This window comes from Xanthomonas sp. D-99 (genome assembly GCF_017746145.1).
Classification (GTDB): domain Bacteria; phylum Pseudomonadota; class Gammaproteobacteria; order Xanthomonadales; family Xanthomonadaceae; genus Xanthomonas; species Xanthomonas cissicola.
Map to the genome: position 1 here is coordinate 24931 of NZ_JAGHWU010000021.1, position 22445 is coordinate 47375.

The following is a 22445-nucleotide window of genomic DNA, read 5'->3' on the forward strand; positions in this document are numbered from 1 at the left end:
CACGCTTGCGCGTGGGGCGTGCTTACTTCACCAGCGCAGCGATCGCCGCACCCAGATCGCCCGGCGAACGGACGGTCTTGACGCCAGCGGCTTCCATCGCCGCGAACTTGCCTTCGGCCGTGCCCTTGCCGCCCGATGCGATCGCACCGGCGTGGCCCATGCGCTTGCCGGCCGGCGCCGAGGCACCGGCGATGAAGCCGACCACCGGCTTCTTGACGTGGTTCTTGATGTACTCGGCACCGGCTTCCTCGGCGTCGCCACCGATTTCGCCAACCATGATGATGCCTTCGGTCTGCGGGTCTTCGTTGAACAGCTTGAGGCAGTCGACGAAGTTCAGGCCGTTGATCGGGTCGCCACCGATGCCGATGCAGGTGCTCTGGCCCAGGCCCACTTCGGTGGTCTGCTTGACCGCCTCATAGGTCAGGGTGCCCGAGCGCGACACGATGCCGATCTTGCCCGGCTTGTGGATGTGGCCCGGCATGATGCCGATCTTGCACTCGCCCGGGGTGATCACGCCGGGGCAGTTCGGCCCGATCAGCACGGTGTCCGGATGCGAACGGGTCAGCACGTTCTTGACGCGCAGCATGTCCAGCACCGGGATGCCTTCGGTGATGCACACGATGACCTTGATGCCGGCCGCAGCCGCTTCAAGGATCGCATCGGCCGCATACGGCGGCGGCACGTAGATCACCGAGGCGTCGGCGCCGGTGGCCTCGACCGCATCGGCGACGGTGTTGAACACCGGCAGATTGATGTGGGTGGTGCCGCCCTTGCCCGGCGTCACGCCGCCGACGACCTGGGTGCCGTACTCGACCATCTGAGTGGCGTGGAAGGTGCCCTGCTGGCCGGTAAAGCCCTGCACGATCACCTTGGTGTTCTTGTTAATCAAAACGGACATGGATAATTCCTTCGGTGTCGTGGATCAGGCGGCGTTCTTGACAGCTTCAACGACTTTCTTGGCACCGTCGTTGATGTTGTCGGCCGGGATGATGGCCATGCCGCTGTCGCGCAGCAGCTGCTTGCCTTCTTCCACGTTGGTGCCTTCCAGGCGCACCACGACCGGAACCTTGACGCCCACTTCCTTGACCGCGGCGATGATGCCTTCGGCGATCATGTCGCAGCGGACGATGCCGCCGAAGATGTTGACGAAGATGCCTTCGACCTTGTCCGAGGACAGGATCAGCTTGAACGCCTCGATAACGCGCTGCTTGTTCGCACCGCCGCCCACGTCCAGGAAGTTCGCCGGCTCGCCGCCATTGAGCTTGATCACGTCCATGGTGGCCATGGCCAGGCCTGCGCCATTGACCATGCAACCGATGTTGCCGTCCATGGTGACGTAGTTGATGTCCAGCTCCGACGCGGTCACTTCGGTTTCGTCTTCCTGCGTCTTGTCGCGCATGGCGACCAGCTGCTTCTGACGGAACGCGGCGTTGTCGTCGCTGTCGAACTTGCCGTCCAGCGCGTACAGGTTGCCGTCGTCCAGGATCGCCAGCGGGTTGATTTCAACCAGCGCCAGATCCTTTTCGTTGAACAGGCGATACAGGTTCACCATGATGCTGGCGAACTGGCCGGCCTGCTTGGCGTTCAGGCCGAGCTTGAAGCCGAAATCGCGGCCGTGGTAGCCCTGCACGCCTTCGACGAAATCCACATTGAGCGCGTGGATCAGCTCAGGGGTTTCGGCCGCCACCTGCTCGATCTCCACGCCGCCCTCGCTGGAGGCGATGTAGGTGATGGTCTTGGTCCCGCGGTCGACCAGGATCGACAGGTACAGCTCCTTGACGATCTCACCGGCCGTGGTGACCAGCACCAGGTTGATCGGCAGCTCGACGCCGGCGGTCTGGTAGGTGGACATCTTGGTGCCGAGCATCTTGGCTGCTGCGGCCTTCACATCGTCGGTGGTCTTGCAGAACTTGACGCCGCCAGCCTTACCGCGGCCGCCCGCGTGGATCTGCGCCTTCACCATCCAGGGGCCATTGCCCAGGGAATTGGCGACTTCAACCGCTTCGTCCGGGGTCGCCGCGACCTTGCCGGCCGGAACGGGGATGCCGTACTCGGCAAGCAGCTGTTTTGACTGGTATTCGTGGAAATTCATGCGTCACCGTGGGAAAAGGAAACGACCGCTGCGTGCAACGCAGACCGCCGGGGCGGCACGTCATGGGACGCGAACGGGCCGCCTATTGTGGCCGACCACGCCGTGCGGCGCAAAATTCGACGGGATTGGCCGCCCGATCGCAGCGCTTGCGCGCCGGCCGACTCTGTGCGCAAGCGCTGCGCAGACCGCGCACCTGCCTATACTCGCGGCTCGCTCCAGCGGGGAATCGGCTTGGCATCCATCGCATCGCTCATCGCCCGGATCCAGTCCGCGCCGCAGCGCGAGCTGTACTTTTTCTCGCTGTACCGGGTGCTGGTGGCCGGCCTGATCGCCGCACTGGTGTTCAGCCCCTTGTCCGACGCCATCCCCGAGCCGCGCTACCCGCGCCTGGCCGCCGGCGTGGCGATCGGCTACCTGTGCATGGCGATCCCGCTGCTGTTCTGGGGCCGCGGCGAACGCCGCCTCACCCCGACCGTGCTGTGCGCGGTAATGGCCGACATCCTTGCCGCCACCCTGGCCACGCACGCGCTGCCCGGTGCCAGCGCCGGGATTGCGATGATGCTGCTGTTCAACGTGGCGGCCGCCTCCATCCTGCTGCGGCTGCGCTACGGCATGAGCATCGCGGTACTCGCCAGCGCCGCCATCCTGCTGGAATACCTGTGGACCCTGCTCGAAGGCGGCGGCGCTACCCGCCCGGTGGCGGAGCTGGCAATGTTTGCCACCAGCTACGTCGCGGTGGCCTTCATCTGCGAACAAATCGCCGCGCGCGCCCGTCGCAACCAGATGCTGGCCGAAGAACGCGGCGCCCAGGTCGCCAATCTGTACGAGATCAACGAGCTGATCATCCGACGCATGCGCACCGGCGTGCTGGTGGTGGATACCCACAACCATATCTCGTTGGCCAACGAAGCGGCGCTGAGCTTGCTGGGCGATGGCGACCAGCGCACCCCGTCCACCGACCTGTCGCTGGTGGCGCTCACCCCGGAACTGGCGCGCCGGCTGCAGCGCTGGCGCAGCGGCTGGCGCGAGGAAGAAGCGCCGCTGCAACTCGGCGCCGACCGCCCGGAAGTGCAGCCGCGCTTCGTGCGCCTGCTTGCCGACAGCGACCTGGCGCTGGTGTTTCTGGACGACGCCACGGTGGTGTCGCGCCGTGCCGAGTCGCTGACCCTGTCGGCCATGGGCCGCTTTTCGGCCAGCCTGGCGCACGAGATCCGCAACCCGCTAGCCGCCATCAGCTACGCCTCGCAGTTGCTGGAGGAATCGCCGGACATCGGCGATGCCGACCGCCGCCTGCTGCAGATCATCCACCAGCAATGCCAGCGCACCAACGGCATCGTCGAAAGCGTCCTCGCGCTGGCGCGCCGGGAACGCGCCACCCCGGACAATCTGGACCTGGCCGCATTCGTGCGCCGCTTCGTGGTCGAATACCGCCAGACCTTGTCGATGGAAACCGACATCCTGGAGGCCGGCATCCAGGGTAGCTCCGTGCATGCCTTGGTCGACCCCAAGCACCTGCATCAGATCCTCACCGCGCTGGTGCACAACGCACTCAAGTACGGCCGGGTGATGGATGAACCGGCACGGGTCAAGCTGCACGTCGAACGCCTCGAGCGCAAGGCAGTGATCGATGTGATCGACCGCGGCCCAGGCATCCCCGACGCCGTGGCGGCACAACTGTTCCGCCCGTTCTACACCACCTCCGAACACGGCACCGGCCTGGGCCTGTACATCGCCCAGGAACTCTGCCGCGCCAACCAGGCGCAACTGGACTACGTCGCGGTCCCCGGCGGCGGCGCGTGCTTCCGGATCTCGTTGCAAGGCCCCAACGGATTGCTCGGCAAGTAAGGACCTGGCGATCGGTCGAGCGGGATGCCTGATGTGACAATAACGAGCAGAGCGAGCAGCGTGATCGATAGCAGACCGTTGCAATTGGCGAAGACGCAAACGCCATGCGGTAGTTGGCTTGCAGGGCTTGCGGGCCTGCGCAAGCAAGGCTTTCGTATGCAGACGCGTTTGGCGACGCAGCACATCTACAGCCCCGCATCGCCGACTGGCATCGGCGCCTTGCAAACGTGCTGAAAACCGCAACGATGCGCCCGCGCAGCAGGTGAACGGTTGGGCGGCGACCCGCTCGACAATTGTCGACCGTCATCACGCTGGGCTATCGTGCGTCCCATGAACGAACCCAAAAGCGCCCTGGTTGTCGATGACGAGCGTGATATCCGCGAGTTGCTTGTTCTCACCCTGGGCCGCATGGGCCTGCGCATCAGCACCGCTGCCAACCTGGCCGAGGCGCGCGAGTTGCTGGCCAACAATCCCTACGATTTGTGCCTGACCGACATGCGGTTGCCAGACGGAAACGGCATCGAACTGGTCACCGAAATCGCAAAACACTACCCGCAGACGCCGGTGGCGATGATCACCGCCTTCGGCAGCATGGACCTGGCCGTGGAAGCACTGAAAGCCGGCGCCTTCGATTTCGTCAGCAAGCCGGTCGACATCGGCGTGCTGCGCGGCCTGGTCAAGCATGCGCTGGAATTGAACAACCGCGACCGCCCCGCTCCGCCACCGCCGCCACCGGAACAGGCCAGCCGCCTGCTTGGCGACTCCAGCGCCATGGAAAGCCTGCGCGCCACCATCGGCAAGGTGGCGCGCAGCCAGGCGCCGGTCTACATCGTCGGCGAATCGGGCGTGGGCAAGGAGCTGGTCGCACGTACCATCCACGAACAAGGCGCACGCGCCGCCGGCCCGTTCGTGCCGGTCAACTGCGGCGCCATTCCCGCCGAGCTGATGGAAAGCGAATTCTTCGGCCATAAGAAAGGCAGCTTCACCGGCGCGCATGCCGACAAGCCCGGGCTGTTCCAGGCCGCGCACGGCGGCACCTTGTTCCTGGACGAAGTGGCCGAATTGCCGTTGCAAATGCAGGTCAAGCTGCTGCGCGCCATCCAGGAAAAGTCGGTGCGACCGGTCGGCGCATCCAGCGAATCGCTGGTGGATGTGCGCATCCTCTCGGCAACCCACAAGGATCTGGGCGACCTGGTCTCCGACGGCCGCTTTCGGCATGACCTGTACTACCGCATCAACGTGATCGAGTTGCGTGTGCCGCCGCTGCGCGAACGCGGTGGCGACCTGCCGCAGCTGGCCGCGGCCATCATCGCGCGGCTGGCACACAGCCACGGCCGCCCCATTCCGCTGCTGACCCAATCGGCGCTCGACGCATTGAATCACTACGGCTTCCCCGGCAACGTGCGCGAACTGGAAAACATCCTCGAACGCGCCCTGGCCCTGGCCGAAGACGACCAGATCAGCGCCACCGACCTGCGCCTGCCCGCCCACGGCGGCCACCGTCTGGCCGCCCCCTCAGGAGGTGCCGCGGCCGAACCGCGCGAAGCCGTCGTCGACATCGACCCCGCCTCAGCCGCGCTGCCGTCCTACATCGAACAACTGGAACGCGCCGCGATCCAGAAGGCGCTGGAAGAAAACCGCTGGAACAAGACCAAGACTGCTGCGCAGTTGGGCATCACGTTTCGGGCGCTGCGTTACAAGCTGAAGAAGCTGGGGATGGAGTAGCAGAGCAGGAATCGGGAGTGGGGAATCGGGAATCGTAAAAGCGCAGTTGCCGGCCTCGATGGCCTGTGTGGGAGACACTGCGATGGACCGGCTCATGCGTCAGCTCCCGGTAGCCGGCTGCAATGCTCGACGCTGTTGTCCAGACAAAACAGCCTGGACCGTATGGGTCCCAGGCTATTCCGGGTCACCAAGCTGTTCCGATTCCCTAATCCCGACTCCCCGATTCCCAGCCCTCTTCCTTGGTTACTCGAGTGATTTCCGCCAGGCCGGTCACCGCGTGCGCAGCCTTCATCAACGCCGACTGCCGCAAATCGCGGATACCGATCGCCTACGCGGCCTCGGCGATCTGCATCGCCGTCCCGCCCTCTTCTCCCGCTTGCGGGAGATCGCGTTGCAGCTTTCTTCTCCCGCTCGCGGGAGAAGGTGCCCGAAGGGCGGATGAGGGCGCTTAGTCCTTCGTCACTCGATTGATCTCCGCCAGGCTGGTCACCCCGTGCGCAGCCTTCATCAACGCCGACTGCCGCAAATCGCGGATACCGATCGCCTGCGCGGCCTCGGCGATCTGCATCGCGTTGCCGCCCTCCAGCACGATCGCGCCGATTTCGTCGGTCATCGGCATCACCTGGTAGATACCGGTACGCCCCTTGTAGCCTTCGGTGCACTCATCGCAACCGACCGCCTCATACAGCTCGATCCCGGCGGCAAGCTGGGCAGGCGTGAACCCTTCGGCCAGCAATGCGTTGTCAGGAAGCGTCGACTTGCGCTTGCAGTTGTTGCACAACCGCCGCGCCAGACGCTGCGCGATCACCAGCGTCACTGACGAGGTGATGTTGTAGGGCGCAATGCCCATGTTCATCAAACGGGCGATGGTCTGCGGCGCATCGTTGGTGTGCAACGTCGACAGCACCATGTGACCGGTCTGCGCCGCCTTGATCGCAATCTCGGCCGTCTCCAGGTCACGGATTTCGCCGACCATGATGATGTCCGGGTCCTGTCGCAGGAACGAGCGCAAGGCTGCCGCGAAGGTCATGCCACGCTTGTTGTTCTGCTGCACCTGGTTGACACCAGGCAAGCGGATTTCGACCGGGTCTTCCGCAGTGGAGATATTGCGCGTTTCGTCATTGAGGATCCCCAGCGCCGTGTACAGCGAGACCGTCTTGCCCGAACCAGTCGGCCCGGTCACCAGTACCATCCCGTACGGCTTGTGGATCGCTTCCAGGAACAACTTCTGCTGGTCCGCCTCATAGCCCAGCTTGTCGATACCCAGCTTGGCCGCGCTGCCGTCCAGGATACGCAGCACCACCTTCTCACCGAACAGGGTCGGCAAGGTACTGACACGGAAGTCGATCTGCTTGGTCTTGGACAGGTTGAGCTTGATGCGCCCGTCCTGCGGCACCCGCTTCTCGGCGATATCCAGCTGCGACATCACCTTCAAGCGTGCTGCGATGCGCTGATTCAGCTTGACCGGCGCCTTGGCCACATTCTTCAGCAGGCCGTCGATGCGCAAGCGCACCCGGTAGTCGTCTTCATACGGCTCGAAATGGATGTCCGAGGCTCCCCGCCTGATCGCATCCACCAGCACCTTGTTGACGAACTTCACCACTGGCGTGTCATCACCCTTGGCATCGACCCCGGAATCCCCCCCGGCGCCCATGTCCTCGTCGCCGGCCGAGACGTCGAGATCCCCCATGCCCTCCTCGTCGTCACCGAGCGCGGAGCCCAGTGCAGCATTGCTGGCCTGCCATTGCTCCAGGGTGCGACGGATCTGATCTTCATCCACAAGGATGGGCTCAACTACCAAGTTCGTGTGGAACTTGATGTCATCCAGCGCTCGGGTCTGGGTCGGATTGCTCACCCCCACGAACAGCCGGTTGCCGCGCTTGAACAGCGGCAGGACTTGGTGTTTCTGGAGTAGTTCCTCACTCACCAGCTTGACCGCGTTTTGGCTGGCGTCGAACGCCGACACATCCAGCAGCGGCATACCGAACTCGACCGCATTAGCAGCGGCGAGCTGGGAAGCAGTGACCAACTTCTTCTCAGCAAACCATTGCGGCAGAGGAACTTTTGCCGCAGATGCCTGATCCATCGCAGATCGCGCAACTGCCTCTTCGACAGCGCCGTCCTGTACCAGACGGCGCGCGATGCCCGTAATTCCCACCAAATTTGCGGTCACGGCGCTATTCATCATTTTTTCCAAGTGGCCCATGTCAGACCAAAAATACAGCCACCAAGCTCTAACACGAGACAAACTAGCGGCATGATGCAGGGGCGAAGCGATCTTTGTCTACCGGGGGCAAATCCGTGCTGCATGTCCAAATACCATTTGCATCCCGGGCCCACGTGAGCTTGGCGCCATTGACACGTGGATTGCCGCGCAACGTGCAATCTATAGCGTGTGCTTGAGCACCACTAGCATCAGGTGCAAGCACACTAATGCCACTGCATCGACTGGTAGCAGTCGCAGTCAAACCAATTGCGGAGGCTGAAGTTAGTGTGCTGCCCTCGCTGTCATTGACCAAAATCTCGTAGCGCGTCTTCCCGGGGCTGACTTCGGCCAAGCCGGCTGCCACCTGCGATTTGGCAACGTAGGTCTGATATTGCGGGATCGCTATGGAAGCAAGCAGGGCGATTATAGCGATTACAATCATCAATTCGATCAGTGTGAAGCCTTTAATCTCCTTATTGGCGAAGAACTCAATCCGCATATCAGCTCCCCTCAGCCGCGAATTCACTAGGACCCGTTACGATAAAGTCGGCGAAATGATCAAAAAAAACCCCGACCTAAGTCGGGGTTTTTAATGAGAGGTTCAAATATTACTGACAGGTAGCTGGAGCGAACTTTGCCTTATCACCAGTCGCGATATCAGTCGAGCAGGTCCAAACACCGTTGGTATCACGAGCCCAAGTGATCTTCTTACCAACAATACGCGGACTACCGGCCAGCGTGCAGCTCAAAGCGTTAGTCTGCGCACCGGTGGTAGCATCCGGAGCCAACACCGTAATCGTCGAACAGCGATTGGTGGTCGACGAGGCCTGCAGACCAACTGCATCAGCAGTCGTCAGCGTCGAGCCCTTGCCTTCGTTCAAAAGAGTTTCGTACTGCGTCTTGCCCGGGCTCAGCTCGGCCAGACCAGCAGTGACCTGCGACTTTGCGACATAGTTCTGGTACTGCGGCAGTGCGATGGCGGCCAAGATTGCAATGATCGCGATGACGATCATGAGTTCGATCAGAGTGAAACCCTGTTGCTTCTTCATAAATATCCCCTAGAGTAATTAATGTCTTCGCCCACGGAGCACTCCCTTTGGGCGCCGCGTAGCGAGGTGCCACGTGCAGAGTACCTGTAGCAGAAAGCGTGCCAGTTTTCTGCACGCCGTCAAAGTGCTCCCGGATCAGATGATGCAGCAGTACCGCAGCGGTGCACAGAGGCAGAAACGCGAACTGCGACCCACTTCTTGCCGAGCCCTCGCGGGTCACTAGGTGACACAGAACGTCAGGTCCAGGCTGGCGGTTGGGGAGCTATCTGCTACCTGAAAATTAGGTGCCAGCGATCCAGTAACGGGTTACCATCCTTCAGGTATCCGCCTGGGGATGGCGGATGAGGAATTCACATGTCAGCAGTACGTAACGCAGTCAAGACGAAGACCGCCGCACTGGCGGAGCAGATGAGCCCGTTTATCTGGGAGGGAACAGACAAGCGCGGCGTCAAGATGAAAGGCGAACAAACGGCCCGCAATGCAAATCTGCTGCGTGCCGAGCTGCGACGCCAGGGCATTACCCCCCTCGTTGTGAAAGTTAAGCCGAAGCCACTATTCGGCGCTGCAGGAAAGAAGGTCTCCGCAAAAGACATTTCATTTTTCAGCCGACAGATGGCAACCATGATGAAATCGGGCGTGCCGATTGTCGGCGCGCTAGAGATCATTGGTAGCGGCCAGAAAAATCCGCGCATGCGCACAATGGTTGGCCAGATCAGGACAGATATCGAAGGCGGGGCATCGCTTTACGAAGCCGTAAGCAAGCACCCGGTGCAATTTGATGAGCTCTATCGGAATTTGGTCAAAGCAGGCGAAGGCGCAGGCGTACTGGAAACTGTGCTCGACACCGTCGCCACTTACAAAGAGAACCTTGAAGCCCTAAAAGGCAAGATCAAGAAGGCCCTGTTCTACCCTGCCATGGTAATGGCGGTGGCGATGTTGGTCAGTGCAATCCTGCTTGTTTGGGTGGTCCCCCAATTTGAAGATGTCTTCAAAGGCTTTGGCGCTGAGCTGCCTGCTTTCACACAGATGATCGTCAACCTGTCTCGCTTTATGGTGTCTTGGTGGTGGCTGATGCTGTTCGCACTTATTGGCGCTGCAATCGGTTCTGTTTTCGCGTACAAACGTTCACCAGCAATGCAACATGGCATGGACCGTTTAGTGCTAAAAGTGCCAATCATTGGCCAGATCATGCATAACAGCTCAATTGCAAGATTCGCCCGGACAACGGCGGTTACATTCAAGGCCGGCGTACCGCTAGTCGAGGCGCTGGGCATCGTGGCCGGTGCTACAGGCAACTCGGTCTACGAAAAAGCAGTACTGCGCATGCGCGAAGACGTCTCGGTGGGCTACCCGGTCAACGTAGCGATGAAACAGGTCAACCTGTTTCCGCACATGGTGGTGCAGATGACCGCCATCGGCGAAGAAGCGGGCGCGCTGGATGCCATGTTGTTCAAGGTGGCTGAGTATTTCGAGCAGGAAGTCAACAACGCGGTCGATGCGCTCAGCAGCCTGATCGAACCCCTGATCATGGTGTTCATTGGTACCATCGTCGGCGGCATGGTCATCGGCATGTACCTGCCCATCTTCAAGCTCGCCTCGGTGGTTGGATAAGACGTAATGGCATTTCTCGACCAGCATCCCGGTCTCGGCTTCCCTGCCGCGGCCGGACTGGGACTGCTGATCGGCAGCTTCCTGAACGTGGTGATCCTGCGCTTGCCCAAGCGTATGGAGTGGCAGTGGCGGCGGGATGCGCGCGAGATTTTGGAGTTGCCCGATATCTACGAGCCGCCGCCGCCGGGGATCGTGGTGGAACCCTCGCACGATCCGGTGACCGGCGACAAGCTCAAGTGGTGGGAGAACATCCCCGTCCTGAGTTGGGTGATGCTGCGCGGCAAGTCGCGCTATAGCGGCAAGCCGATCTCGATCCAGTATCCGTTGGTGGAGCTGCTCACGGCCTTCTTGTGTGTGGCTAGCGTCTGGCGGTTCGGCTTTGGTTGGCAGGGCTTCGGTGCAATCGTGCTGAGCTGCTTCCTGGTGGCAATGTCGGGCATCGATCTACGTCACAAGCTATTGCCGGATCAGCTCACCCTGCCCTTGATGTGGTTGGGCCTGGTCGGTTCGATGGACAACCTGTACATGCCGGCCAAGCCGGCGCTGTTGGGCGCGGCGGTGGGCTATGTCTCGCTATGGACGGTCTGGTGGTTGTTCAAGCAGCTCACCGGCAAGGAAGGCATGGGTCACGGCGACTTCAAACTTTTGGCCGCGCTTGGTGCGTGGTGCGGGTTGAAAGGCATCCTGCCCATCATCCTGATCTCCTCGCTGGTCGGCGCCATCCTGGGCTCGGCCTGGCTGGTCGCCAAGGGCCGCGATCGCGCCACGCCGATTCCGTTCGGCCCCTACCTCGCCATCGCCGGCTGGGTGGTGTTCTTCTGGGGTAACGATCTGGTGGACGGTTACCTGCGCTTCGCGGGGTTGCGTTGACTCTGGCACGACGATGAGCGACTTCATCGTCGGCCTGACCGGCGGGATTGCCTCCGGCAAAAGCGCGCTGGCCGCGGAGTTCGAGAAGCTGGGTGTACCGGTCATCGATGCCGATGTGGTTGCGCGGCAAGTCGTCATGCCGGGTCCTGTTCTCGATTGCATCATCGACCGCTTCGGACAAGGCGTCCTGCTGCCGGATGGCACGCTGGACCGCTCCGCGCTGCGCAAAATTGTTTTCGCAGATGTGACGCAACGCAAAGCGCTCGAAGCAATCACGCATCCGGCTATCCGTGCAGAGTTGCAACGCGCGGCACAGGCGGCTGAAAGTCCTTATGCCATCGTTGCGATCCCTTTGCTCACTGAAGCGGGTGGCCGCACAGCCTACCCCTGGTTGGATCGCGTTCTGGTGATCGATGCACCAGTCGAACTGCAACATGCAAGATTGATGCGCCGCGATGGCAGCACGCCGGAATTGGCGGATCAGATGATCGCTGCGCAGGCGTCCCGCGAGCAGCGTCTGGCGCTAGCGGACGATGTCGTGGTCAACGATGGCCAGCCGGCACATCTGATTCGAGCGGCGCACGAGCTCGACGCGCGCTATCGCCAGCGCACGAATTAGCATGTCATTTCTGCAATTGCGTACACCCCACGGCCGGAAGCGGAAAACATGACAGGTCGCAACGACGACCTAGCGATGAAACGCCAATGTCGCAATCACGCCTCGCTCCTGCCCTGGCCGCACGCTGACCCGCCAGCCGTACAGATCGCAAAGACGGCTGACGATCGATAGACCGATGCCACCACCCTGCGAGTGCCCGGCGTGGGTGCCGCGGTAGCCGCGCTGGAACAGCTTGGCGGCGTCTTCCTCGCTCAGGCCGGGGCCCGAATCGATCACTTCGACGGCATCGCCCAGCACGCGCACGCGCACCTGGCCATCCTGGGTGTATTTGACGGCGTTGCCGATCAAGTTGCCCAGCGCCACCGACAAGGCGGATTCGGGCGCGTCGATGACCAGATCGCGTACGCCCTCCAGTAGCAATTCCAGTGGTTTTCCGCCGAGCTGCGCGCGGTGCGAATCGATCAGTTGCTCGGCCACCTTGGCGACATTGCTGCTGCCCTGCCCGCGCTCGTTACGCGAGAGCAGCAGCAACGAGCCGATCAGATCGCTGCATTGCTGCTCGGCGCGCTGGATGCGTTGCAGCCGCTGCAACACCTTTTCGTCCAGGTTGGGCTTGGTGAGCAGCAACTCGGTGGCGCCGCGGATCACCGCCAGCGGCGTGCGCAGTTCGTGGCTGACGTCGGCGTTGAATTCGCGGTCGCGCTGCACCACTTCGGTGAGCCGCGCCGAGTAGTCGTCGAGCGCTTCGGCGAGCTGGCCGACCTCGTCGTCCGGGAAGTGCGCGGCCAGTGGCTTGGGTTGGCTGTTGCCGCCGCGATAGGCACGCAGGCGCGCGGCCAGATCGGAGACCGGGCGCATCACCTTGGACGCAGACCACCAGCCGATCAGCAGCGAAAACCCGCTGAACACCAATACCGACAAGATCAGGGTGCGCTTGAGCTGGATTTCGCCCTTCAGCGCCTGGGTCATGTTGTAGGCAAGGAAGAACCACTCGCTGGGCGTTTTGCGCACCGCAAGCTTGTACGAATAGGTATTGCCGCTTTCGTCGACGCCGGTGATGGTGTGGATGCCGTCAGGCAGCTGGTACCACTCCGGTTGTTCGCGGCGTAGCGCTTCGAACTTGTCGCTTTTGACCACGCGCCCGCGCATCTGCTGCAGCGGCAGATCGGGGTTGCGCATCGGATCGGAATAGAAGCGTTGCGCGAAGGCGTCGATGTTGCGGTTCATCACGTCTTCGACCAACTGGTTTTCCACGCGCGAGCGCGCCCAGTTGGTGGCGAAGGCGAACAGCGTTGTCAGGCAGAAGCCCAACAACACGAACGACAGGATGATGCGGCTGCGCAGGCGCCGCCGATAGCGGCCGCGCCTACGCGCCGGCCGCGTCTCGCTCGTACTTTCAGGCATCGGGCGAGGCGATGCGGTAGCCGATGCCGTGGCGGGTCTGGATCATCGGCACATCGAACGGCTTGTCGACCACCGCGCGCAGGCCGTGGATATGCACGCGCAACGAATCCGAATCGGGCAGTTCTTCGCCCCACACGCGGGTTTCCAGTTCCTGGCGTGTGACCACCGCCGGCGAGGCTTCCATCAGCGCCTGCAGGATCTTCAGCGCAGTCGGGTTGAGCTGGAGCAGCTTGCCGCGGCGACGCACTTCCAGCGTATCCAGGTTGTACTCCAGATCGCCGGTTTCCAGCACGCGGGTGTGCACGCCCTTGCCACGACGCGACAGCGCGTTGAGGCGCACTTCCACTTCCTGCAGCGCGAACGGCTTGATCAGATAGTCGTCGGCGCCGGAGTCGAAGCCGGCCAGCTTGTTGTCCAGCGAATCGCGCGCGGTCAGCATCAACACGGGGGTCTGCTTGCGCGCCTCGTTGCGCAGCTTGCGGCAGACCTCGATGCCATCCATGCCGGGCAGGTTGAGGTCGAGCACGATGGCATCGAACTCGTGCACCACGGCAAGGTGGAGGCCGGTCACGCCATCGGCGGCGAAGTCCACCGTGTGGCCCCGGTCCTCGAGGTAATCGCCAAGATTTGCGGCAATATCGCTGTTATCTTCAATTACTAGAATTCGCACTGGAACCTCGTTCGTTAAGCTGTTTTAGCGCTGGCGCCGAGAAATGTCGTCTTGACTCACCGTGGTCTGACAGCGCCGCTGGGCAGCCGTCATGCACTGTTTCGTACTCATCTGCGACCCAATCGCGCGCTCGCGCCGACAAATCAGCCGGCTATCTTCGCGTGCCCTGGTCAAAATTCGGGTGACGAACTCCTGATCGCTGCGAACCGCTGCCAATTGCTCTGGCTGCAGCGCCTGGATATCCGGCTGCGTCTGGAATGCTGCTTCGATCCGATCAAGCGCAGCGCCCACCTTAGCGCGCTCATCCTGACTGATCTCGGAGTACTTCTCGCCATCGGCAAGATCGGTACGGACCTGCTCTGCCTGCGGCTTGAACGGCTTGTCCAGATCGAGCACGACGGCCAGGGCATGACCACTCATCAGGCCAGTGGCGAGCAGCAGTCCCGCAACACTCCAACGCTTTGCCATGCGACGCCTCCTTGTGCCCGACCCATTTAACATTGGCGAATGTAGACGCGAACCCAAACAGCGGCAAGCCGTCCATAAAAAGGCCCAAGTGCGACATCGCACTTGGGCCAAAAGTTCATCCCGATCACCGTCACTGCCGAGAGCGGAGCTACGGTGGGAAGAGGCTAGCGAGGCCGTAATTAGATTTTCGTTAATTTTTTGGTAAAGCCGTTAACCAGCTGTCGGCGGACCGAATGCTCCAGGTGCTGGACAATCGCCTCGGCCACATCCACGCCGCACACGCCTTCCACCCCTTCCAGACCCGGGGTCGAGTTGACCTCCAGCACCAGCGGGCCGCGTCTTGACCGGATCAGGTCCACCCCTGCCACCGCCAGGCCCAAGGCGCGTGCCGAGCGCACCGCGACCTCCTGTTCCTGCGCGGTTGCCTCGGCCACGGCGGCAGTGCCGCCCAGGTGCAGATTGGACCGGAAATCGCCTTCGGCAGCCTGCCGGCGCATCGCCGCCACGACCCTGTCGCCGACCACGAAGCAGCGCAGGTCGGCGCCTTCGGCCTCACCGATGAACTCCTGCACGATGAAGTTGGCGTACAGCCCGCGCAGCGCTTCGACTACGCCGCGCGAAGCGCTGGCCTTTTCGGTCAGGATCACCCCGGCGCCTTGCGCACCCTCGTTCAACTTCACCACGTGCGGCGGTGGGCCGAGCATGGAGAGCAGATCCTGGGTGTCGTCGGGGTTGTCGCCGAACACGGTGACCGGCATGTCGATGCCCTGCGCGGCCAACAACTGATGCGCGCGCAGTTTGTCGCGCGAGCGCAGGATGGCGTCCGACGGATTGGGCGTGTAGGTGCCCATGAACTCGAGCTGGCGCAGCACTGCCGTGGCATAGCGGGTGATCGAGGCGCCGATGCGCGGGATCACCGCATCGAAGCCGGTGATCGGCTTGCCCTTGTAGTGCAGGCTGAAGCCGTCGGCGGCGATGCGCATGTAGCAACGCAGCGGGTCGAGGATGCGCACGGTGTGACCACGCTTGCGTCCGGCTTCGATCAGCCGCCGGGTCGAATAGAGCTTGCTGTTGCGGGAAAGGATGGCGATTTTCATCGCGGCAGGCACACGGCGCGGCTTGGACATGGGCAGAGTCTGATGATGAAGTGACCCAAGTCCGTACAGCGCAGGCCGATTGCGCGTTCGCGGCAGCCCGCGATGTACGCTGCGATCAGGCCGACTGCGACGGTCCCGAGAAGGGAAGAGCGACGGTACCGCGACAAGTCCGAACAACGCTGTGCTGCACGGCCTCAACCGGGCCGATGCTAGCAGGGCGCTGGCGCGTCGCTCAAGCAAAGCATGCGCGTGATTGCGCAAAGCACTTCGCGCGGACTTCACCCTGATCGCCGCAAGTAGCTGGCCTTGCCCCCCCCCCCCCTGCCCGCGCATGGCCGCAATGTGGCTCACCGCGCGTCGTGCAGCGGCGCGTCAAGTGAACGATCCCGACGGCCGCCCTCACGCCACACCTCTGTTGCCGTAACGCGTCTTGCACAGCTGTAGACGCAATGCTTGAGGCCCCTCAATGCCGGCATGCCGGCGAATCCGAGACTCTCCATGCGACGTCCAGCAAGCGCGGCCTATGCCAACCCCTCCCGCATCCGTCAGGGGCGCCCGTTCCCACGCGGTGCCGTCTTCGACGGCAAGGGCACCAATTTCGCGCTGTTTTCCGCGCATGCCACGCGTGTCGAGCTATGCCTGTTCGACGAACAGGGCAACGAAACCCGCGTCGATCTGCCGGAGTACACCAATGAAATCTGGCACGGGTATCTCCCCGATGCCAAGCCGGGCCAGCGCTATGGCTACCGTGTCCACGGCCCCTATGCGCCGACCGAAGGTCATCGTTTCAATCACAACAAGCTGTTGCTGGACCCGTATGCGCGCGAGCTGGAAGGCGATCTGATCTGGGCCGACGAGCTCTACGGCTACACCGTGGGCCACCCCGACGGCGACCTGAGCTTCGACGAACGCGATAGCGCGCCCTTCATGCCCAAGTGCGTGGTGGTCGAGGACACCTACGACTGGGGAGACGACACCCGCCTGCTCAAGCCGTGGAATGAAACGGTCATCTACGAAACCCATGTGCGCGGTTACACGATGCGCAATCGGCAGGTCCCCGAGGCGGTGCGCGGCACTTTCGCCGGCCTGGCCCAGCCGCAGGTACTCCAATACATCAAGGACCTGGGCATCACCGCGGTGGAGTTGTTGCCGGTACACGCGTACCTGGACGACCAGCATCTGCTCGACAAGGGGCTACGTAACTACTGGGGCTACAACACCATCGGCTTTTTCGCGCTGAAGTCGCGCTACCTGTCCAGCGGTCATCGCGATGAGTTCCGCGACATGGTCAAGGCCATGCACAAACAGGGTCTGGAAGTGATTCTGGATGTGGTCTACAACCACACCGCCGAAGGCAGCGAGCTGGGGCCGACCCTGTCGTTCAAGGGTATCGACAACGCCAGCTATTACCGCCTGGCCGACGACAAGCGCTACTACATCAACGATACCGGTACCGGAAATACGCTGAATCTGAGCAATTCGCGGGTGATCCAGTTCGTCAACGATTCGCTGCGCTACTGGGCCGGGGAGATGCATGTGGATGGTTTCCGCTTCGATCTGGCCACCATTCTTGGCCGCGAGCCGAGTGGCTTCGATCAACGTGGCGGCTTCCTGGATGCCTGCAACCAGGACCCGCTGCTGTCGGAAGTCAAGCTGATTGCCGAGCCATGGGACTGCGGCCCAGGTGGTTATCAGGTGGGCCACTTCCCGCCCGGTTGGTCGGAGTGGAACGACAAGTTCCGCGACAATGCGCGCGAATTCTGGAAAGGCGAAGACGGCAAGCTGGCGGAATTCGCGACCCGCTTCACCGGTTCGGCCGATCTATTCGATCGCCGCGGCCGGCGCCCGTGGGCATCGGTGAACTTCATCACCGCCCACGATGGCTTCACCTTGCGCGATCTGGTCAGCTACAACGAAAAGCACAACATCGATAACGGCGAGGACAACCGCGACGGTTCGTCGAACGATGGCTCCTGCAACTACGGCGAAGAAGGCGACACCGATAACGCCGAGGTGCTGCAGATCCGCGAGCGGCAGATGAAGAACCTGCTTGCCACGCTGCTGCTGTCGCAAGGCACGCCGATGATGCTCAGCGGCGACGAGCGTGCACAGACCCAGGGTGGCAACAACAATACCTATTGCCAGGACAACGAGATCACCTGGCTGGACTGGGAAAACGATTCGACCGACGGCCGCCTGACCGAGTTCGTGAAGGCACTGACCCGTCTGCGCAAGCGCTATCCGATCCTGTCGCGGGGCCGCTTTCTCAACGGCCAATACAACGAAGAAGCCGGCCTGCGCGATCTCACCTGGCTCAATCCAGGCGGCATCGAAATGGACGATGCGCACTGGACCGACCCCGCCGCGCGCTCGGTGGGCCTGTTGCTGGAAGGCAAGGCGCAGACCTCGGGGGTCAAGGAATTAGCCGATGACGACACCTTGCTCATCGTCATCAACGCCTATCACGAGGGCGTGACCTTCACCCTGCCCTCCTCCGATGAGCCGGTGCACTGGAAACTGGTGCTCTCGACCGACGAAGCACTGGAGGTGGACATGATGCCGGCCGGTGCCAGCGAATTCCTGGCCCCGCCGCGTAGCGTGTCGGTCTTCGAGTGCAAGAGCGACCAGTAAAGCTGTCCCAGCAACACGCAATCAGGAGCGACGCTTGCTGCCTACCGGCATCGGATGGGCAGCAAGCGTTTTTGTCTCGGTCGATGGAATGACGGAGTGGTCCTGCGCGCTACGCGGCTTACGCGTGGCCAGGATGATGGTGCCGATGGCAATGCCCAAGCGAATCTTTGTGCGACCTCTTACGTTAGGCCACGCCATTGCTTGCTACCTGGATGTGGAGCTGAAATTCGTACGTATCCATCTTCGGGATTTCTGCGAGAAACACGGCGAATACTTCTCCTGCATTTACTGAGCTCGTGGCCTTGCTTGAAAAGCCGGCATCGACTGCGATGTTTGAAAACATGCGGCTTGCGGTTCTCAGACGTGCAGCTGCAGTACATGCTTAAGAGCCAGCAGACATCAGCAAGTCTGCGGCCAACCACACTTAAAGCGTGCAAACACCCAAGCCATTCATCGACGATAGATCATCAAAAATCCAACCTGACTGCGCAGACCACGGAAGATCGGCCAAGCGTCTTGCAATACGAGCGCAAAGCAAAGCGCTGTAGCGCAAACCACTCACCAAAACATCGAAGGCCAAAAGCAACGCCTAACCCACTGCAGGCCTTCGACATCCCGTGTCGAACGACTCAACCCGGATACAGCGGGAAGCGCTTATCCGGATGATTGGCTTTCCATTCTTTATAAGAGCTGGTGCCTTCCCAGGCCTTGAAGGCGCGCGGCGTACGACCACGGCCGGACCAGGTTTCGCCGGAATGCGGAATCCAGTACTTGGCGACCACTTCGCCGGTGGAAGACAGCGGCCCCTTGGTCTTGCCGGTCATCGCCAGCGAGGCGATCTGGGATTTTTGTTTGGCATTGAAACGGCTGCCGAACTGGGTAAGCACCTCGATCACCTGGTCGAAGGCTTCCAGCGTCTGGGCGTATTTCAGCTGCGCTTCTTCCTGTTCAAGCTTGCGCAGCTCTTCCAGCAGTTGAGCCCGGGCGGTGGCGGTGGGTGAAGCGGGCGAATCCTGGCGCATTGGCAAAACATAAGGTATGGGCGGGTCAACGAGTATTGCCGCTGGGCCGCCCAGCGTAAAGCGCCCGGGCCCGTGCGGGTCTGCTGGCGCTCAGCGATGGCGCAGCAGTGCGTGCTCGCGGGCCATGGTCAGGACCGGGCCGATTCGCCCGGCGCGGATCAGTTCGCTGCAGTGCTTGCCGACAAACTCCACCCGCGGGGTGCGAAACCACTGCACCACCCGATCCAATTCGCCGGCATTGATCGACCACGCGTGGTAGACCGTTTCGCCCAGCTCCTCCACCCCAATCAGCCCGAGTTCGCGGATCTGCTCGGGATCGAGCGCGAACATGTCCAGGACCTTGCCCGCATTGTCCGGCGTGACATGGCCGAAGCTCACTTGCTTTGCGAGCCAGGCACCGTAGGCAATCGAGGCCGCCCACGCAGACTCGGCACGGCGCATCCCCTTGATCAGCGCGCCGACGAGTTGGGAATGGGTGGTCATGCCGGTACTATGCGGCGGCAGTAGAGCCGGCTCAATCGGGATCTCCCTGACTCTACGCAAGAAAATTCAGAAGCTGGGATGCCGGCGTGCCTCGGTACCCCGCAGCACCATCACCGTTGCGCCGGTCTCCACCCGGCGTTGGCCGCTTCATTCACCGAACAAAAGAAGCGCTCGCCCTTCGCCGGCGAGATGCGCGTCTTCGCGTAATCGCGCTGGCCCGGCACATGGAAGATCTTCTTGCCATCGCTGGAGATGTTGCCCTTGATCGTGCAAGTGCTTGGCACCGATGCTGCAGCCTGGCGTGTGGCTGCTGTCCGCGCCTTCGTGTCGCGGCGGTAGTCTGCCGGCATCTGAAACGCGCCCTGCCAGAGATTGCGCCGCTGTTGCTGCGCGATGCGCTCGTCTGCTTCGAACGCGGTGGCGTATTGACGATAGGCGACCGCCCAGCCAGAGCGCACCATCCAGGCATTGACGGACTGCCCCTGCACGAAGCATTCGGCGACCGTGCGGCCATAACGATCGGTATCTTTTGGCTGGCAACGCACGGTCTTGTCCAGCAGATAGCTGTCCAATGCCGCTGCAGCGCGGCGGCCGCACGGCCAGGTGCTGCCATCGTGTGCGCTGCACTGTTGCGCGCTCTCCGGCGCATCGATTCCCCACAGGCGGATGCGCTGGTGCGCAACGGTGATGGTGTCGCCATCGGTCACCGTCGCACGACCGACCAGCTCTGCAGCACCCGCAGGTAAAGCCAAAACCACCAGCAACAACATCCAACGTTTCAACAACCTCAACAGCCACTTCCTTTCTAAATCAGCAGACCGCGCTCTGCGTGTCTTGCCTTGTTGCCACTACAGCCGGTCTGGTCAAGCGTTCCATCGACCTGACATCTGCGCCAGCAACCACTGCCAGCGCAGCGGCGGGCACTGTATGCCAATCCATCCGCGATGCCTATCTTTTTCTTCGGTCTTTGTGCGGGCTTCGGATGTCTTCCATGCGCAAAAAGAGGCAAGCGGCGCGTTGGCACGCAAGACAGCGACCACGCCAATAGATAACAGCCTGACGAAATCTGATCCGATGCAGCTCGGCGCTACGCGCAATCACGGAGCGGTCATTCAAATTCGACGCGATAAACTGAACCCAGAGTACCGGTCAAATTTCAATGTAATCCGAGCATAAACCGCAAGTCACCCCTGAGATTTTTCTTTGCGACCATCTGCTCTCACAACGGAGAACCTTATGAAATGTGATCTTTTTGACGAGCGCATGCTGTTGATCGATGGCGCAGTGCCGGTTCTATCTACTCAACGCGGCATCGTGCTGGCAGGAATCGAACAGCTTGGAATCACGGCGGACTGGTCGCCGGGCACAAGGGCGACAACCGCGTACGGAAATGAAACTGACGAGGTTGCCGTCTGGTCTTTGATAGTTCGCCCAATGGAATCTGCAGATCGACTGCAGGCGTGGCTTGATGCTGAGCCGGGCTAAGCGGCGCTAGGAGACCAAGAATTGCGGAGCGCACCGGAGATTGCGGAGCGGCCCGAATCGCTGAAAGCCTCGCGGCACATGGAGCGGGCGATGGGAACAGAATCCTCCCGCGCCAACCAATTGATTTTCCTAGCTTATCCCGGAGTGGGGTGATCCAAAAATGATACCTTTTGTGATACCCCGCGTGATACCCGATCATAGCCAAGCGAGCGGCAGCGCTTCAAGTCTTTGTGCCTGCGAACCTCGGACTTCTTGGGGACCGGGTAGGCTCCCGAGGGAGGGTGGGTGGCCGTTCGGCCTCCCAAGCCTGATAGGCGCATTTCCTCCAGCAAGGCAGAGCCCACTATTTTCCGGATGACCAGGAGAGCGATGGAACTCCACCTATCAACATTGGGCATACCAAAACTGAAATTTGCCTCGTATTCAAATTTGTGAAGTGGGGCCCGAAGCGAGCTCTTGCTTAGCTGAGAATTGTTGGTTGGATGAGGACTTCCCCACACGCAGGAGTTTTCATGACCACCAACCCCCAACAACTTGAGATCGCCGGCCACTTGCTCGCCGGGCTGATGAGCCAGACCCTCTCCGACGAGCCACTGGTGCGCCAAAAAAATGTTTGCAATGCCTGGGCGTCCGCCGGCGAACTGATCGTCTACAGCCAGAAGAAGCCACCAGGTGGGAGCGCCGCCGCCCAATCCTTGGAGCATGCCCCGGCCCAGCCATCCCAGGCTGTGCGCACCCGGGAGGCCGTCATCGTTCGGGAGCTCCCATCGATAGACGAATGGCGCGCAGGCCGGACGCCCAAAGACTCCCAGCTGGATCCAGTGCGCAGCAAGAAGCGCCCGACCCTTCACTGAGCCGGCCAAGCGCCCGCAAACATTGAGCCCCGCAGTGCGGGGCTCTTTGGTTTCAGTGGAGGCGCGGCGGTTTGGGAACGTAGACAGGCGCAGGAGGGACGGAGACGACAGGGCTTGGACGGGGCTGCTCGGGTTCAATCGCCATGTCGAGTTCCACGGGATAGCGCTGGAGCATGTCCCAGCTCCAGGCCTCCAGATGCACCGCGCTGGCCGACGCCTCTTTCTCGCAGAGGGCTTGTTCCTCCGGGGTCACCCGAGCTCTTGCATCGGCCAGCTCTGCGGCTCGGGCTTCGATGTCACCAGCACTTTTAATC

At 61.9% G+C, this 22445-nt stretch carries 21 protein-coding genes and 1 pseudogene; 9 read left to right on the forward strand and 13 right to left on the reverse strand.

The annotated features are described in order from the left end of the window. Positions 1–22: 22 nt before the first annotated feature. Positions 23–898 (reverse strand): succinate--CoA ligase subunit alpha, encoded by an 876-nt coding sequence (gene sucD, locus J7360_RS09950; protein WP_005921370.1) that lies wholly within the window; start codon positions 896–898, stop codon positions 23–25. A 24-nt stretch (positions 899–922) separates the two neighbouring features. Beyond that, positions 923–2092 (reverse strand): ADP-forming succinate--CoA ligase subunit beta, encoded by a 1170-nt coding sequence (gene sucC, locus J7360_RS09955; protein WP_007965356.1) that lies wholly within the window; start codon positions 2090–2092, stop codon positions 923–925. Positions 2093–2323: 231 nt separating this feature from the next. Between sucC and J7360_RS09960 the strand changes: the two genes are divergently transcribed. Further along, positions 2324–3937, forward strand: coding sequence for a HAMP domain-containing sensor histidine kinase (locus J7360_RS09960; protein WP_007965357.1), 1614 nt, complete (start codon positions 2324–2326; stop codon positions 3935–3937). Between the two features lie 270 nt (positions 3938–4207). Then, entirely contained in the window at positions 4208–5662 is a 1455-nt protein-coding gene (locus J7360_RS09965) for a sigma-54 dependent transcriptional regulator (RefSeq protein WP_017155148.1), read from the forward strand. A 448-nt stretch (positions 5663–6110) separates the two neighbouring features. Here J7360_RS09965 and pilB read toward each other — a convergent pair whose 3' ends face one another. From pilB to J7360_RS09980, 3 genes are all read right to left on the reverse strand, one after another. Beyond that, complete coding sequence (pilB, locus tag J7360_RS09970; protein WP_209033776.1) at positions 6111–7820, reverse strand: type IV-A pilus assembly ATPase PilB; 1710 nt, start codon at positions 7818–7820, stop codon at positions 6111–6113. A gap of 91 nt (positions 7821–7911) precedes the next feature. Further along, positions 7912–8367, reverse strand: a complete 456-nt coding sequence (locus J7360_RS09975; RefSeq protein ID WP_039568290.1) for a pilin — start codon at positions 8365–8367, stop codon at positions 7912–7914. Positions 8368–8476: 109 nt separating this feature from the next. Next, positions 8477–8917, reverse strand: coding sequence for a pilin (locus J7360_RS09980; RefSeq protein WP_057662474.1), 441 nt, complete (start codon positions 8915–8917; stop codon positions 8477–8479). A 354-nt stretch (positions 8918–9271) separates the two neighbouring features. On the opposite strand from J7360_RS09980, the gene J7360_RS09985 reads away from it, so the two are divergent. Genes J7360_RS09985 through coaE form a run of 3 tightly spaced genes read left to right on the forward strand, consistent with a single transcriptional unit; the run spans position 9272 to position 12017 of the window. After that, entirely contained in the window at positions 9272–10528 is a 1257-nt protein-coding gene (locus tag J7360_RS09985) for a type II secretion system F family protein (RefSeq protein WP_057662477.1), read from the forward strand. A gap of 6 nt (positions 10529–10534) precedes the next feature. Then, entirely contained in the window at positions 10535–11398 is an 864-nt protein-coding gene (locus J7360_RS09990) for an A24 family peptidase (RefSeq protein WP_017155144.1), read from the forward strand. A 13-nt stretch (positions 11399–11411) separates the two neighbouring features. Next, positions 11412–12017: a dephospho-CoA kinase gene (gene coaE, locus J7360_RS09995; RefSeq protein ID WP_209033770.1), complete on the forward strand. Its 606-nt coding sequence runs from the start codon at positions 11412–11414 to the stop codon at positions 12015–12017. Between the two features lie 69 nt (positions 12018–12086). Here the strand turns inward: coaE and J7360_RS10000 are convergent, their stop codons facing one another. The 4 genes from J7360_RS10000 to rimK all read right to left on the reverse strand — a co-directional run bounded on the left by J7360_RS10000 (position 12087) and on the right by rimK (position 15686). Then, positions 12087–13421 (reverse strand): HAMP domain-containing sensor histidine kinase, encoded by a 1335-nt coding sequence (locus J7360_RS10000; RefSeq protein WP_209033772.1) that lies wholly within the window; start codon positions 13419–13421, stop codon positions 12087–12089. Next, complete coding sequence (locus J7360_RS10005; RefSeq protein ID WP_003490678.1) at positions 13414–14091, reverse strand: response regulator transcription factor; 678 nt, start codon at positions 14089–14091, stop codon at positions 13414–13416. The genes J7360_RS10000 and J7360_RS10005 overlap by 8 nt, the downstream gene beginning before the upstream one ends. Before the next feature lie 24 nt (positions 14092–14115). After that, on the reverse strand, positions 14116–14592 hold the full coding sequence (locus J7360_RS10010) for a hypothetical protein (protein ID WP_057662485.1): 477 nt from the start codon (positions 14590–14592) through the stop codon (positions 14116–14118). 146 nt (positions 14593–14738) lie between these two features. Further along, on the reverse strand, positions 14739–15686 hold the full coding sequence (gene rimK / locus J7360_RS10015) for a 30S ribosomal protein S6--L-glutamate ligase (protein ID WP_176215045.1): 948 nt from the start codon (positions 15684–15686) through the stop codon (positions 14739–14741). 468 nt (positions 15687–16154) lie between these two features. Here rimK and glgX point away from each other — a divergent pair, with 468 nt between their 5' ends. Together glgX and J7360_RS10025 are read left to right on the forward strand one after the other, a co-directional pair. After that, positions 16155–18287 (forward strand): glycogen debranching protein GlgX, encoded by a 2133-nt coding sequence (gene glgX, locus J7360_RS10020; RefSeq protein WP_057662487.1) that lies wholly within the window; start codon positions 16155–16157, stop codon positions 18285–18287. 34 nt (positions 18288–18321) lie between these two features. Further along, positions 18322–18579: a hypothetical protein gene (locus tag J7360_RS10025; RefSeq protein ID WP_176215046.1), complete on the forward strand. Its 258-nt coding sequence runs from the start codon at positions 18322–18324 to the stop codon at positions 18577–18579. A gap of 337 nt (positions 18580–18916) precedes the next feature. On the opposite strand, the gene J7360_RS10030 is transcribed toward J7360_RS10025, so the two are convergent. The 3 genes from J7360_RS10030 to J7360_RS10040 all read right to left on the reverse strand — a co-directional run bounded on the left by J7360_RS10030 (position 18917) and on the right by J7360_RS10040 (position 20562). After that, positions 18917–19309 (reverse strand): H-NS family nucleoid-associated regulatory protein, encoded by a 393-nt coding sequence (locus J7360_RS10030; RefSeq protein ID WP_057662493.1) that lies wholly within the window; start codon positions 19307–19309, stop codon positions 18917–18919. 90 nt (positions 19310–19399) lie between these two features. Then, positions 19400–19792, reverse strand: coding sequence for a hypothetical protein (locus J7360_RS10035; RefSeq protein WP_057662496.1), 393 nt, complete (start codon positions 19790–19792; stop codon positions 19400–19402). 110 nt (positions 19793–19902) lie between these two features. After that, entirely contained in the window at positions 19903–20562 is a 660-nt protein-coding gene (locus tag J7360_RS10040) for a thermonuclease family protein (protein WP_057662499.1), read from the reverse strand. Between the two features lie 466 nt (positions 20563–21028). On the opposite strand from J7360_RS10040, the gene J7360_RS10045 reads away from it, so the two are divergent. Both J7360_RS10045 and J7360_RS10050 read left to right on the forward strand, forming a co-directional pair. Beyond that, positions 21029–21277 (forward strand): hypothetical protein, encoded by a 249-nt coding sequence (locus tag J7360_RS10045; RefSeq protein WP_081027900.1) that lies wholly within the window; start codon positions 21029–21031, stop codon positions 21275–21277. A 512-nt stretch (positions 21278–21789) separates the two neighbouring features. After that, a complete protein-coding gene (locus J7360_RS10050) occupies positions 21790–22131 on the forward strand; it encodes a hypothetical protein (protein ID WP_057662502.1) in 342 nt (113 codons plus the stop codon). A gap of 52 nt (positions 22132–22183) precedes the next feature. On the opposite strand, the pseudogene J7360_RS10055 reads toward J7360_RS10050, so the two are convergent. Beyond that, positions 22184–22445 (reverse strand): annotated as a pseudogene (locus J7360_RS10055) (plasmid mobilization protein); the annotation flags it as partial.

What these genes read in the sequence shown, in the direction of transcription:
- J7360_RS10045 (WP_081027900.1), top strand. Translation starts at nt 21,029, where the DNA reads ATGAAATGTGATCTTTTTGACGAGCGCATGCTGTTGATCGATGGCGCA.
- J7360_RS09990 (WP_017155144.1), top strand. Translation starts at nt 10,535, where the DNA reads ATGGCATTTCTCGACCAGCATCCCGGTCTCGGCTTCCCTGCCGCGGCC.
- J7360_RS09980 (WP_057662474.1), bottom strand. Translation starts at nt 8,917, where the DNA reads ATGAAGAAGCAACAGGGTTTCACTCTGATCGAACTCATGATCGTCATC.
- J7360_RS10000 (WP_209033772.1), bottom strand. Translation starts at nt 13,421, where the DNA reads ATGCCTGAAAGTACGAGCGAGACGCGGCCGGCGCGTAGGCGCGGCCGC.
- J7360_RS10040 (WP_057662499.1), bottom strand. Translation starts at nt 20,562, where the DNA reads ATGTTGTTGCTGGTGGTTTTGGCTTTACCTGCGGGTGCTGCAGAGCTG.
- J7360_RS10050 (WP_057662502.1), top strand. Translation starts at nt 21,790, where the DNA reads ATGACCACCAACCCCCAACAACTTGAGATCGCCGGCCACTTGCTCGCC.
- J7360_RS10035 (WP_057662496.1), bottom strand. Translation starts at nt 19,792, where the DNA reads ATGACCACCCATTCCCAACTCGTCGGCGCGCTGATCAAGGGGATGCGC.
- sucC (WP_007965356.1), bottom strand. Translation starts at nt 2,092, where the DNA reads ATGAATTTCCACGAATACCAGTCAAAACAGCTGCTTGCCGAGTACGGC.
- glgX (WP_057662487.1), top strand. Translation starts at nt 16,155, where the DNA reads ATGCGACGTCCAGCAAGCGCGGCCTATGCCAACCCCTCCCGCATCCGT.
- J7360_RS09985 (WP_057662477.1), top strand. Translation starts at nt 9,272, where the DNA reads ATGTCAGCAGTACGTAACGCAGTCAAGACGAAGACCGCCGCACTGGCG.
- rimK (WP_176215045.1), bottom strand. Translation starts at nt 15,686, where the DNA reads ATGTCCAAGCCGCGCCGTGTGCCTGCCGCGATGAAAATCGCCATCCTT.
- coaE (WP_209033770.1), top strand. Translation starts at nt 11,412, where the DNA reads ATGAGCGACTTCATCGTCGGCCTGACCGGCGGGATTGCCTCCGGCAAA.
- J7360_RS10010 (WP_057662485.1), bottom strand. Translation starts at nt 14,592, where the DNA reads ATGTTAAATGGGTCGGGCACAAGGAGGCGTCGCATGGCAAAGCGTTGG.
- sucD (WP_005921370.1), bottom strand. Translation starts at nt 898, where the DNA reads ATGTCCGTTTTGATTAACAAGAACACCAAGGTGATCGTGCAGGGCTTT.
- J7360_RS09975 (WP_039568290.1), bottom strand. Translation starts at nt 8,367, where the DNA reads ATGCGGATTGAGTTCTTCGCCAATAAGGAGATTAAAGGCTTCACACTG.
- J7360_RS10030 (WP_057662493.1), bottom strand. Translation starts at nt 19,309, where the DNA reads ATGCGCCAGGATTCGCCCGCTTCACCCACCGCCACCGCCCGGGCTCAA.